Source organism: Filimonas lacunae, from assembly GCF_002355595.1.
GTDB classification, from domain to species: Bacteria; Bacteroidota; Bacteroidia; order Chitinophagales; family Chitinophagaceae; genus Filimonas; species Filimonas lacunae.
Genome location: NZ_AP017422.1, coordinates 2,889,865 through 2,903,038 on the forward strand (window position 1 = coordinate 2,889,865; position 13,174 = coordinate 2,903,038).

The window sequence follows — 13,174 nt, forward strand, 5'->3', positions numbered from 1 at the left end:
TATATTCACCTGAACACAAACATTTTATGCCAACTAACGCTTCTGAACTTCAAAAAGTGCTCAGGCCTATCCATATTTGGGCTATTGCTGTGGGGCTGGTGATATCAGGTGAATATTTCGGCTGGAACTATGGGTGGGGCACTTCTGGTACCGTAGGCTTTTTAATAGCTACCCTTATCATCACCGTACTGTATGTATGTTTCATTTTCAGTTTCACGGAGTTAACTACAGCTGTTCCGCATGCGGGTGGGCCGTTTGCCTATGCTTACCGGGCTATGGGGCCGCTGGGGGGATTGATTGCAGGGTATGCTTCGTTAATTGAGTTTTTATTTGCAGCGCCGGCTATTGCCTATGCGTTGGGTAGCTATGTACATTTTTTGTATCCTTCTGTGCCTGTTTTATATACAGCAATTGGTTGTTACATCCTGTTTACTTTCATAAACCTGCTGGGTATAAAAGAGTCGGCAGTATTTTCTGTAATAGTTACCCTGCTTGCTGTGGTGGAGCTTTTAATATACCTGGGTATTGTGGCCCCTGCTTTTAAATGGGTAAATTTTATGGCGCATGCTTTACCGGTGCAATGGAGCGGACTGTTTGCGGCTTTGCCGTTTGCCATATGGCTGTATGTGTGTATTGAAGGAGTGGCTATGGTGGCGGAAGAAGTGCGTGACATTAAAAAGGATATTCCGCGGGGATATATTTCTGGTATTTTAACGTTGACTGTGCTGGCGCTTGCAGTGATGATTTTTACCGGGGGAATTACAGACTGGAGGTTATTGTCGAATATAGATTATCCTTTACCTGAATCGATAGGTATTGTGTTGGGGAAGAATAGCAGCATTACCCGGTTGTTTGCGGGTATAGGGTTGTTTGGACTGATTGCTTCGTTTCATAGTATTATTATCAGTTATTCGCGGCAGCTGTTTGCGCTGGGCAGAAGTAATTTTTTGCCGGCTATACTGGCACGAGTACACAGTCGTTTTAAAACGCCGCACCTCGCTTTGTTTGTGGGTGGCGTATTGGGCCTGCTGGCAATACGATACCTGGATACTCAAAAGCTGGTGATCATTTCTACTCTGGGGGCTGTGGTAATGTATATTACCAGTATGATCAGCCTTTTTGTGCTTCGGGTAAAGGAGCCGGAATTGCACCGGCCTTTTACAGCGCCGTTGTATCCGTTTATGCCAGCTGTTGCTTTAGTGTTGTCGCTGGTATGCTGTGTAACCATTTGCTGGTTTTATCCTATGTTAAGTGCTTTGTTTTTTATAGGGCTGGTAATTGTAACAGCCTTGTTTTATCTTACAGGTCGTCATCGTATTCCTTCTATTGTATGAGTTATAGTTGTACCATAAAACAGCATACTTACCGGTTTCCCAGTCTTACTGTTTTACTGGCTAAAGCCACGCCTTACCGTTCGGGCGATGCACTGGCAGGTGTTGCAGCAGAGAGTTATGAGGAGCGGGTAGCGGCCCAGATGGCATTGGCAGATGTGCCTTTGAAAGTGTTTTTGCAGGAAGTGCTGGTGCCTTATGAGAAAGATGAAATTACGCGGTTGATTATAGATACGCACCATGTGGCTGCTTTTGCTATGGTTAGTCACCTTACTGTAGGTGAATTGCGAGATTGGTTGTTGAGTGACCAGGCTTCTACTGTTGTTTTGCAGCAGCTGGCTCCGGGGCTTACTCCTGAAATGGTGGCTGCTGTAAGTAAACTGATGCGCAATCAGGATTTGATCAGTGTGGCTAAAAAGTGTGAAGTGGTAACACGTTTTCGTAATACCATTGGTTTGAAGGGGCATCTGGCAGTGCGGTTACAGCCTAATGATCCCTCGGATAGCCTGACTGGTATTGCTGCCGGTATAATTGACGGTTTACTATATGGCAGTGGAGATGCGGTGATTGGAATTAACCCGGCTACCGACAGTCCGGATATTACCGCTGCCTTGCTTAACATGCTGGATCAGCTGCGTTTGCGCTTTGATATACCTACACAGAGTTGTGTATTATGCCATATTACTACCACTATAGAAATGGTGAAACGGAATATGCCGGTTGACCTGGCTTTTCAATCTATTGGTGGAACGGAAAAAACAAATGCCAGCTTTGGGGTAAACCTGGGGGTATTGCAAGAAGGGTATGAAGCTACGCTCTCGCTGCAAAGAGGAACCATCGGTAATCAAGTGATGTATTTTGAAACGGGCCAGGGGAGTGCGTTGTCGGCCAATGCTCATGAAGGCATGGATCAGCAAACATGTGAAGCAAGGGCCTATGCTGTAGCCAGACATTTCAATCCCTTTTTGGTGAATACGGTGGTAGGATTTATTGGTCCGGAGTATTTGTTTGATGGCAAACAGATTATCCGCGCAGCTCTGGAAGATCATTTTTGTGGCAAGCTGCTGGGGTTGCCCATGGGGGTAGATGTTTGTTATACGAATCATGCCGAGGCTGATCAGGATGATATGGATAATTTACTTACCCTGTTAGGGGTAGCGGGTTGTAATTATATTATGGGCATACCGGGTGCAGATGATGTGATGTTGAATTATCAGTCGACCTCCTTTCATGATGCATTATATATCAGGAGGGTGCTGGGGCTGCAGCCAGCTCCGGAATTTGCGCAGTGGTTGCTGCAGCAGGGTATTATGGATGAAAGAGGGAATATGTTACCTGTGCCTGCAGGGCATCGTTTGCTCCAGGGAATAAAATAAAGCACGGAATGGAAAAGTATACTCAGCCTATATGGGAAGATGCCTGGACGGCTTTACGTGCTTACACGAATGCACGTATTGCATTGGGCAGAACGGGAACGGCAATACCGTTGAAAGAAAACCTGTCTTTCCGGTTGGCGCATGCACATGCCCGTGATGCGGTATATGCCGCTTTGGATATAGAAAACCTGAAGGAAGCATTAGATGTTTTGTCTTTACCGGTGGTGGAGTTGCAAAGCCAGGCTATGCAACGGCAGCAGTATCTCCAAAGACCCGATTTAGGGCGCAAGTTATCAGCAGACTCTGTTGGTAGTTTACAACAACAGGCGAATAGCCCTGCACATATTGCTATTATACTGGCAGATGGATTGTCGGCATTGGCTGTGCAGGCGCATGCCAGTAAATTACTACAGCAGTTGGTGCCTTTGTTGCAAGCCAGTGGATTTAGTTTTACTTCTATAGCCATTGTGCAGCAGGCCCGGGTGGCCATTGGGGATGAAACGGCTGCACTATTGCAGGCGCAGCTGTCTTTGATGTTAATTGGTGAAAGGCCGGGATTAAGTTCGGCGGATAGCCTGGGAGCCTATATTACTTTTGCCCCCAGGCCAGGCCTTACAGATGAAAGTCGTAATTGTGTATCTAATATCCGGCCTGAAGGTTTACCTTACCAGCAGGCTGCTTTCAGGATACATTATCTTATTCAGCAAGCTTTTGCATTACAGTTGTCGGGCGTGCAGCTGAAAGATGACTCTTTATCGCAATTACCCGGTACGTAGCAGGAGTCTTTACACCTGCCATAGATGATCAGCAAACCAGCCTTTACTGTCAGTGAATTCACACATGTTGGTAAAACCGGATTCGCTGGCCAGGAAATGGATTTCGCTGGTGCTATACTTTTGTGCTATTTCCATATATATAGGCTCGTCTTTGTTCAGCAGAAAACTTACCTCATTATTAATGCTTACTTCCTGTGCAACCTTACTTATCAGGTAGCTTTTACAAGCGCCTGTGGAGGGATCGTAACAGGGGTAATGTTCAAACTGGTTGATGGCAAAGTTGCCTTTCAGTTCGCGGTTGATGCGGTGTAATAAATTGAGGTTAAAGGCACGGGTAAAACCTTGTTTGTCGTTATAGGCATCCAAAATGATCATCGGATGCTTCTTTAAATCAAAACCTATTAATATCAGGTCGCCGGGATTTAACTGGCTGTTGAGCTCGGTACAGAATTGTGTCGCGGCTTCCGGCTCAAAGTTGCCTATGTTACCTCCTAAAAACAGTACAACCTTCGGCTTTTTAGATAAGGCGGTGGCTTGTTTCAGCATGTTCATATAATCGCCATGCAGTCCGTGCATGGAAAGTCCGGGAATACTTTTGGGCAGCTGTTGTTCCAGTTCCAGGAGTATGTTACCGGAAATGTCTACCGGGTAGTAAGTGAACGATACGTTTTGGTTCACCATTTCCTGTAATAAGTATTTGGATTTGCTGGCGTCTCCTGCTCCTAATTCTATTACGTCATACTCAGGCGGCAGTAATTCGCTGATAGCATGCACAATGTGGCTGCGTTTGTTCATGAAAATGTCCATTTCGCAGTTGGTAGGATAATATTCGGAACATTGCATAATCTGTTGAAACAGTGCATCGCCCGCAGCATCATAAAAATACTTTGAGTCCAGATGTTTGTGATAACAACTAAGTCCTGTAACCACATCATCAAAAAATTGCTCACGAAAAGTAAGCGTACGCTCCAGTCCTTGTGGCGCATTCCCTGAGGTGTTGATTTGCATAGCGTCGGTTTTTAAAGTGTATTATTGGGCAAGCCTTACGCCGGTAAACTGCCAGCGCAGGTGTGGATGAAAAAAGTTTCTGTAGGTGATACGGCTGTGTCCGGGTGGAGTTACATCAGAACTTCCACGCAGTACCATCTGATTTACCATAAATTTTCCGTTATACTCTCCGATGGCTCCCGGCGCTTTTACAAAACCCGGATAGGGCAGGTAAGCGCTTTCGGTCCATTCCCATCGACGGCCCCAATTAAATTGAGTGGCAGCTATTTCCCATTCAAACTCGGTAGGTAATCGCATACCTTTCCAGGCTGCATAGGCAGCTGCTTCGTAGTAACTGATATGTACTACCGGCTCGTGTGCATGTAAAGGTTGCAAACCTTGCCAGGTATAGTATTGCCATTCGCCATCCAGCCAATGCCAGTACATGGGGGCTTTTACCTGGTTTTTCTGTACCCAATCCCAGCCTTCTGAATGCCAGTACCGAAAATCCTGGTAACCTCCACTCTCAATAAAAGCGAGAAAGTCGGCATTGGTTTCAGGCCCTGATAAAATAGTAAAGTCCTGTAGGTATACTTTATGGCGGCCTAGTTCATTGTCAAAAGAGAAGCCTTCTCCTGTGTGGCCGATTTCGTAAATACCGGCTTTGATGGAGATGGGCTCTTTGGTATTATTTATACTGGCTAATTGTGGGCCTTCGCCGTAGGCAGGCATTAATGGATTATGGCCCAGTATGTATTTAATATCAGTATATAAGAGTTCCTGATGTTGTTCTTCATGGTTCAGACCCAGCAGCACCAGTTGGGTTAATTCGGGCGATAGCTCATAGGTAAGCCACTGCTCCATGGCGGCATCTACGTATTCGCGGTAGCTATAAATATCAGATACGGAAGGACGGCTTAAATTGCCCCGGTCTGTTCGGATGACTCTTTTGCCTACCGATTCGTAATAGCTGTTGAACACGAAGTTGTAGTCTGCATCAAATACCTGGTAGCCTTCGCAATGGGGCATCAGCAGAAATGTTTCAAAAAACCAGGTGGTATGGCCCAGGTGCCATTTGGGGGGACTTACATCTACCACGGGTTGCACCACATAATCTTCTGTTTTGAGGGGCCTGCAAATAAAGGCAGACCGATCCCTCACCTTTTTGTACTCGTTTAGCAATTGCATAGGTCTATTATAACATTCTTTGTTTGTCGAGATAATTCTTCAGATCGCTTATTGTACGAACACCTAAAAAGTAACTTTGTTGTCTTCGCATCATTAAAGCATAGGTATTATTAAACCCAACCGGCTGCATCCATTGTAACCCAAAACGTGCCGAAAATTCACGGGCTACGTAATTATATACTTTATCAGGATAAGGCATCAGGCTGTCGGAAATAGCGGGAGGTGTTTTTAGTAATACCAGCAGGCCGGTTCCTGTGTATTCGGGATACAGATCTATCTGGTGATTGACTAAAGCATCAAAACAAATCTGGGTTCCTCCCAGTCCTGTTTTGGTAACAGCTTCGAGCTGCGTGTAGCCTTCAATCAACATTTTGTACATGGGAGCCAATACATAACCATCCCCAAACATTTTAGCTCCTATGATCACCTGGCCATTCCTTTGGCCGGCGGCTGGGCGGTATAATCCGGAAGTGATTAAAAAGTCTTTGGCTACTTTTTCCGGGTCTTCTTTTTTGTAGTCTACCCGGTAATTCATGGCAGTCATCAATGAGTCGTTGATTTTGCCAGCCAGTTTATTGAGTACCGGTTCCAGCGTCGGATAACGCTCTAACGTGGTTTTGTTGACCAGCGGGGCGGCATAATATGGAGGAAAGATGTGTTTGTCGTCTGCCAAAGCAACCAGGTCGTAGGCTTGCACTCTGCCATCAGTGGTGCTGCCGCTGATAACGTCCAGCTGTTTTTCGCCTGCCGCTTTGTACATGATCATGTCGTTGATAACCACGGTGCGTACATCCATACCGTACACTTTGCGCAGTCCTAAATAGCCATCATAGCGACCCATGAATTCGGGAGTAAACCCTACCAGCAGTTTGCCGGATGCGGTTGCCGGAGCCAGGTAAAGCAGGGATAACAGTATGATGACCAGGGGCATAGAGAATGTCACATAGCGCATTTTTTTCATGTTAAGTCGCTGCACACGGGAAAGCAACCAATCCAATAACAGGGCTAACAAGGCGGCTGGAATAGCCCCTGCGAGTATCATGTTTTTATTGTTGAGTGCAATGCCCCCAAATATAAACTCGCCCAGGCCACCGGCGGCTATATATGCTGCAAGGGTGGCTACGCCTACGGTAATTACAGTGGCTGTTCTTATGCCTGCCAGTATTACGGGCATGGCCAGTGGAAGTTGTACTTTCCATAATACCTGGCGATTGGTCATGCCAACTGCATAGGCTGATTCCAGCACAGCAGCATTTATAGAAGTAAGGCCGGTATAGGTGTTACGGATGATGGGCAACAGTGCATAAAGGAACAAGGCGGCAATGGCTGGTTTGGCTCCTATGCCCAGTAAAGGAATCATAAAACCGAGCAGGGCAATGCTGGGTACGGTTTGTAGTACGCCGGCAATGCCCAGTGTGGCGCCGGCGAGTTTGGGTTTTCTGCTTATCAGTATACCTAAAACAACACCAGCAATAATGGCTAGCAGTAATGCTACGGCTGTAAGGCCTATATGCATTACGGTTTGCTCCAGGATTTTAGTTTTCTGCTGTTGCACAAAAGCCCATAAGGAAAGTTGTTCATCCATGTGTTGTTTTGTACTCCGTTTTAAAATGATGAATGGCGTCAATGATGTGTGTTTTATCAACGACGCAACAGTTGTTTCCTGTTTTTATGAGCAACTTTTCCTGGCCTTGTGTTAGCCATTCCAATGCTTTCCAGCAACTGTCGCTGCTGGAAATAACAGGGATGTTATCTTGTTCATTATCAGTTTGTAATGGCAGCCACTTCTCAATGTTTTTCAGTGGAATTACCTGCCACTCCAATAGTGTACGGTGGCTATCGAAAAAGCTTCGGACAAAATCGTTTGCCGGAGCAAACAGCAATTCGGCGGGCGTGCCTAGCTGCACTATTTTGCCTTCGTGCATCAGGCATATGCGGTTGCCCATGCAAAAGGCTTCTTCCATATCATGGGTTACCATTATTATCGTTTTTTTTGTGGATGCTTCCAATTCCATAAAATCATTACGAACATGTAGCCGGGTAGCTGGATCAAGTGCGCCAAAGGGTTCGTCCATTAATAATATGGATGGATTGCCAGCCATAGCCCTGGCCAGTCCCACACGTTGTTGCTGTCCACCGCTGAGTTCATGGGCATATTTATGTGCATAGTTGGCAACAGGTAAGTGAAGTTGGTTCATCAGTGTGTGTACCCTTTGTTGTATATCTTTGGATTTCCAGCCGAGCAATGTAGGCACGATGCCTATATTTTGCTCAATGGTGTAATGCGGAAACAAACCTGGTTGTTGCATTACATAACCAATGCCTTTACGTAGTTCTGCAGGTGGAATGGCTGATATGGGCTTGTTGTGAATGTGAATTTCACCGGCATCGGGTTGGATAAGACGATTGATCATGCGCAGTGTAGTGGTTTTGCCACATCCGCTGGTGCCTAATAGAACCATTGTTTCCCCTTCTTTAACAGTCAGGGAAAGCGAATCCACTGCAAGATGGTCGTTTTCAAAACGTTTTGTTACCTGGGAAAGAGAAACCATAGACTTTTACAGGTCAAATATGTGACCGGATTCATAATAATAGCAAACTTTTGTCAATGCGGGCAATGTGTAGAAACAAATACCCGCTAAACATATAGCATAAAGCCGGTTTTGTCTATTGCGGCTCCTGCATAAAGAGGTTGTTGACAGATTCTGCATACAGCGGATGTGCAAACATCTGGTAACGCAGATCTTCACAGGTCATGCCGGCCAACATGGCCATTTGCAATACGGTAATGGTTTCACCTCCTTGTTCCCCGATAATAGTGGCTCCTAAAATCTTACCTGTTTCTTTATGAACTACCGCTTTCATTATTCCCTGGGTTTGACCTGATTCTATAGCTCGGGCTACTTTGGTCATAGGGAGGGTATAAACATTTATGGGCAGATTTTGGGTGCGGGCTTCCTTTTCTGTAATGCCTACCCGGCCTAATTGCGGATCGGTAAACATACAATAAGGTATTATCCGGTTATTTGTATTTAATCCTTTATTTTCCAGTAAGTTGCGAAGTATAATTACATAATCATTGTAGGAGACATGTGTAAAGGCCGGACCTCCTTTAATATCTCCCAATGCATAAATGCCGGAAATGTTGGTTTGTAAATTGGAATTGATCTTTATAAATCCTTCATTATCAATATCTAGTCTGGTCATTTGTGTACACAGTGTGTCTGTGTTGGGTGTACGACCTAATGCCAGTAACAAATGGCTGCCTAATATTATTTCGGGATGATGTTTTTTATCCAGGAACACGGCTACTCCACCTGTAATATGTTTTTCAACATTGTGTACGTTGGCGTGGGTATATACTGCAATTCCTTCATCACGAAGTATATCTTTAATACAAGCTGAAATGTCTGCGTCCTCTTTGGGTAATAAGTAAGGAGAACGTTCTATGATACTTACCCGGCTGCCTAAACGGCTAAACAGCTGCGCCATTTCCAGGGCGATATAGCTTCCACCCAGTATAACAAGGTGTGCCGGAATCTGTGGCAATTCTAGCAGGGTAGTAGAGGTGAGGTAAGGGGTAACGGATAAGCCGGTTATCTCGGGAATCGCTGGCCTGGCTCCTGCATTGATGTAGATACTTTCTGCCTGGTAGGTTTCTGTTTGTCCATCCGGTGTTTTTACCTGTATGGCTTTATGTCCGATAAAGGATGCTTCCCCTATAAGAAGTTCCAGGCCTTCAGTAGCTTCTACTCCCCGTACAGATGAATCGCGGAATTGATTGACAATCTTATTTTTATGCTGCCATATGGTTTCGAAGTCAATGCTCATGCCGGGTGTATGTATACCCCATTGCTCGCTTTTTCTTACCCGTTGGGCTATAGCTGCATGTGCAATCATATTTTTAGTGGGCGTGCAACCATCGTTGATGCAAGTACCACCCACCCATCTTTTTTCTACCAATAAAGTTTTATAACCTGCTTTTGCCAGCTTTTTTGCCAGCGGAGTGCCACCCTGGCCAGCGCCAATTACAATAGCATCCAGTGTTTTCATATGGGAGTCATTTGAATTAAAAAGCAATCATGGTCAAAATACATACCATTCGCTTTGTGAGCAGATTATACTTCATGGCATCATTTTATTTACATCTTATTACATAAAAGTATAACTTATGAAGACGATTCATCATCCAACCCCGGTTCAGCAAACAATTGTACATAATCTTAAACAGCTATTGAATGGAGGTAATGCACATATAAGTCTGGAAAAGGCGCTGGATAATTTACCACCTAAACTAAGAGGGGAGAAGCCTGTCAATCTCCCCTATAGCATCTGGCAATTGACAGAACACATTCGTATTACCCAATGGGATATACTGGAATTTAGCCGTAACCCGCATCATGTATCACCCCAATGGCCTGATGAATATTGGCCCCAAGAAGCTGCTCCTGACGTAAAAAAATGGGAAAAAACATTACAGTCTATCCAAAGTGACAGAAATGCTTTTGTCGCTTTACTGGAAGTGAAAGATGCAGATTTGTTTTCTCCTTTTGAGCATGCGGATAACGGGCAGAATCTTTTCCGGGAGGCCATGCTGATTGCTGATCATACCTCGTACCATATAGGGCAGATTATTGTGTTGAGACGGCTGCTGAATAATTGGGAATAAGTATATGTTTTTGAATGTAGAATGTTTATGAAATCATATTTAAAATAGAACCTTATGAAAAAGTACTCATGCTATATACTGGCTTTACTGCTGTTTTTTGTGGCTTGTAATTCGGGAAACTCCGGAGCTACCGGTAGCCATAATGCCACTGAAAGCCTTATTAACACTGCTGCTAACATAGTGCCTGAGGAGTTTAGGAATGGCGCGCGACTGATTACGGCTAATGACTGCTTTACCTGTCATGCGGTAGACAGTGTGGTAAAGGGGCCAGCCTTTAAAATTATTGCTCAGAAATATCAACATCTGGATGGTGTGGTGAGTAATCTAAGCCGCAGCATTATCAGTGGCAGTAAAGGTATCTGGGGTGATGAACAAATGACAGCACATCCCAATTTGTCCAATGCAGATGCACGGGAAATGATCCTTTATATTTTCTCGTTGGATTCTACTCATACGTATGATACTACGGGCACCCGCGGCAGTTTGAAAAAGCAGCCTTAGTAGTAATAAACTCATATATTTGTTAGCACAGTTTACTTTCTGATTATTCTACCGAAAAACCACGTATAACGGACAAACTGTTATACGTTTAATAAAGCAACCATTTCAGTTGCCGCATGTTTTATCGCTATCTCAGCAATAGTCTTAAATCATGGCAGCGTATAACTATTTTGTAGAATAATGACTTCATTATTAAAGCGTTTCGCGGATATTTCCATTGCCAAGAAACTTTATTTCACTGTAGGTATTATGGCCATGCTCATTGGCCTGGAACTGTTTGCTCTTTTCTTTTCCATAAGTACACTTTCTGCGCTTCGTGGTTATGTGGGTGGCGAAGGTTTATGGTCGAAAGGTCAGAAAGATGCCGTGTATCACTTGTTACAATATGGTGTTAGCCGTAACGAAGTAGATTATCAAAAATTTAAATCGCATTTACAGATTCCGCTAAGTGATGGCATTGCCCGGCGGGAAATGATGAAAGTTGAACCTGATATGGAGGTGATCCGGAAGGCTTTTATGGCTGGTGGCGTGCATGAGGATGATATTGATGGTATGGTAAAGCTGATGCGCCGTTTTCACAGTAACTCTTATATTAGTAAAGCGGTAAATGCCTGGACGGAAGCAGAAGCAGCTTTAACAGAGTTGATTCATATCAGTGAGCAAATACACAAAGAAATTAATGAATCCCTGCCGGCGGAAGATACCATTCGTATGCTGCTGGAACGCATAGAGCCGATCAATATGAGTATTACCGAAAAAGAGAATGGGTTTTCCTATGCGCTGGGTGCCGGATCGAGATGGCTGGAGCATTTTGTGCTGAAGATGCTATTTGGTATAGCGCTTACTGTAGAAATTTCGGGTTTACTGATTGCGATTTATGTGAACAGAGGGCTTCAAAAGGGATTGGCGGGCATTATTGAAGCGTCTAAAGCTTTTGCCAAGGGGCATTGGAACAGGCGTGCAAAGGTGTATTCGAAAGATGAAATTGGCCTGGTGGCCACTGCCTATAATAACATGGCAGAAAAACTAGCAGGACATATTCGTGATACCGAACTGAAAAACAAAGAATTACAGCAGTTAGCTTATGTGGCCAGTCATGACTTGCAGGAACCTTTACGGACAATGACCAGCCTGGTGGAAATGTATGAGAATGAATACGGATTGACCATCAACGATGAGCAAAAGCAGTATCTGGATTTTATCAGTGAAGCTGCTACGAGGATGCAAAATTTAACCAAAGCCTTGCTGGATTATAGTCGTATTGGCCGGGACAGAACTATTGAATTGGTAGACACCAATATGGTAGTGTTTGAAATTATGAGTGACATCGGCAGGCTTATTGAAGAAAAACAGGTAAAAATAGACACACACGATTTACCAGTTTTGTTAGCTTATCCGTTAGAACTGAAATTGTTATTTCAGAACCTGATTGTAAATGCCATAAAATTCCAGCAGCCAGGTAATATTCCACGCATAGATATTAGCGCCGAAAAAATAGCTACGGGCTGGAAATTTTGCGTGAGGGATAACGGAATTGGCATTCCTATGGAGTATCAGGATAAGATATTTATCATTTTCCAACGTCTGCATAACCGTTCTAAATATGACGGAACCGGAATTGGTCTGGCGCATTGTGCTAAAATTGCAGGGTTGCACAATGGCAGTATCTGGGTAGAAGATTCTACTGAGGGCTTGGGAAGTTGTTTTTGCTTTACGATTCAGCTATCCAAAACTGAAAATGTTGTTCCGGTAGCCTAAACGGCTTCGCGGAACAGTTGAGGAAAATGCAGACGTAGAATTTCACTTATTTTAGTTTTGTCCAGCGGTTTGGTTTTAAAGGCAGCAATTTCCGGATAAGTGGCAGCTTTTTCTGCATCATCAGGATTGGCGGATGTTGTGAGCATTACGATGACTGTATGCAGTTTTCTTGTAGAAAATCTGGCCTGAAATTGCTCCAGGAATTCCCAGCCGTTCATACCAGGCATATTAATATCCAGAAAAATTAAGTCCGGTATTTGCATTTCCTGTATACCGGTTTGTAAAAAATCCAGTGCGGCAGCAGCGTTGTCTTTAATAGTAATTTGCTCGGTAATATCCAGCTGCTTAAGAAGGAAGGAGTTTATAAAGTTGGTAGCATCATCATCATCAATCAGTAGTATAGAGTGTAATTTTTGCTTCATGGGCAACAATTGTTGTACAAGAAATGTTGTTTAACAGCAAGTTATAAATCATCTGTAAGCTTTGGCTGTTCATTTTGTTCAGCGTACTCCTCTCCTTATTATTTCCTGTTTCTTTTCATAATTAATATTATGTTAAGTTTTGCTTCCTTCTATTTTATCAAATCTC

The 13,174-nt window shown here is 44.1% G+C and carries 12 protein-coding genes; 6 read left to right on the forward strand and 6 right to left on the reverse strand.

Translation table 11 applies throughout. The annotated features are described in order from the left end of the window. Window positions 1–26 precede the first annotated feature (26 nt). The 3 genes from eat to eutC are packed head-to-tail and all read left to right on the forward strand — an operon-like array spanning window position 27 to window position 3,483. Window positions 27–1,334: an ethanolamine permease gene (gene eat, locus FLA_RS11475; RefSeq protein ID WP_076380633.1), complete on the forward strand. Its 1,308-nt coding sequence runs from the start codon at window positions 27–29 to the stop codon at window positions 1,332–1,334. Then, a complete protein-coding gene (locus FLA_RS11480) occupies window positions 1,331–2,707 on the forward strand; it encodes an ethanolamine ammonia-lyase subunit EutB (RefSeq protein WP_076380634.1) in 1,377 nt (458 codons plus the stop codon). The genes eat and FLA_RS11480 overlap by 4 nt, the downstream gene beginning before the upstream one ends. An 8-nt stretch (window positions 2,708–2,715) precedes the next feature. After that, window positions 2,716–3,483, forward strand: coding sequence for an ethanolamine ammonia-lyase subunit EutC (gene eutC, locus FLA_RS11485; protein WP_076380635.1), 768 nt, complete (start codon window positions 2,716–2,718; stop codon window positions 3,481–3,483). A gap of 9 nt (window positions 3,484–3,492) precedes the next feature. Here eutC and FLA_RS11490 read toward each other — a convergent pair whose 3' ends face one another. The 5 genes from FLA_RS11490 to FLA_RS11510 all read right to left on the reverse strand — a co-directional run bounded on the left by FLA_RS11490 (window position 3,493) and on the right by FLA_RS11510 (window position 9,711). Further along, complete coding sequence (locus FLA_RS11490; protein WP_076380636.1) at window positions 3,493–4,491, reverse strand: L-histidine N(alpha)-methyltransferase; 999 nt, start codon at window positions 4,489–4,491, stop codon at window positions 3,493–3,495. Window positions 4,492–4,512: 21 nt separating this feature from the next. Beyond that, complete coding sequence (gene egtB / locus FLA_RS11495; RefSeq protein ID WP_076380637.1) at window positions 4,513–5,658, reverse strand: ergothioneine biosynthesis protein EgtB; 1,146 nt, start codon at window positions 5,656–5,658, stop codon at window positions 4,513–4,515. 7 nt (window positions 5,659–5,665) lie between these two features. Then, on the reverse strand, window positions 5,666–7,243 hold the full coding sequence (locus FLA_RS11500; protein WP_076380638.1) for an ABC transporter permease/substrate-binding protein: 1,578 nt from the start codon (window positions 7,241–7,243) through the stop codon (window positions 5,666–5,668). Then, entirely contained in the window at window positions 7,236–8,210 is a 975-nt protein-coding gene (locus FLA_RS11505; RefSeq protein ID WP_076380639.1) for an ABC transporter ATP-binding protein, read from the reverse strand. Before FLA_RS11505 ends, FLA_RS11500 begins: the two co-directional genes overlap by 8 nt. Window positions 8,211–8,325: 115 nt before the next feature. Then, a complete protein-coding gene (locus tag FLA_RS11510; protein WP_076380640.1) occupies window positions 8,326–9,711 on the reverse strand; it encodes a mercuric reductase in 1,386 nt (461 codons plus the stop codon). A gap of 118 nt (window positions 9,712–9,829) precedes the next feature. Between FLA_RS11510 and FLA_RS11515 the strand changes: the two genes are divergently transcribed. The 3 genes from FLA_RS11515 to FLA_RS11525 all read left to right on the forward strand — a co-directional run bounded on the left by FLA_RS11515 (window position 9,830) and on the right by FLA_RS11525 (window position 12,586). Next, on the forward strand, window positions 9,830–10,327 hold the full coding sequence (locus FLA_RS11515; protein WP_076380641.1) for a DinB family protein: 498 nt from the start codon (window positions 9,830–9,832) through the stop codon (window positions 10,325–10,327). A 54-nt stretch (window positions 10,328–10,381) separates the two neighbouring features. Then, complete coding sequence (locus tag FLA_RS11520; protein ID WP_076380642.1) at window positions 10,382–10,828, forward strand: c-type cytochrome; 447 nt, start codon at window positions 10,382–10,384, stop codon at window positions 10,826–10,828. A 180-nt stretch (window positions 10,829–11,008) separates the two neighbouring features. Further along, window positions 11,009–12,586 (forward strand): sensor histidine kinase, encoded by a 1,578-nt coding sequence (locus FLA_RS11525; protein WP_076380643.1) that lies wholly within the window; start codon window positions 11,009–11,011, stop codon window positions 12,584–12,586. Here FLA_RS11525 and FLA_RS11530 read toward each other — a convergent pair. Next, the gene (locus FLA_RS11530; RefSeq protein WP_076380644.1) at window positions 12,583–13,008 is read right to left on the reverse strand and encodes a response regulator; all 426 of its coding nucleotides are present in this window, start codon (window positions 13,006–13,008) and stop codon (window positions 12,583–12,585) included. The two genes, FLA_RS11525 and FLA_RS11530, sit on opposite strands and share 4 nt — an antisense overlap. Window positions 13,009–13,174 lie beyond the last annotated feature (166 nt).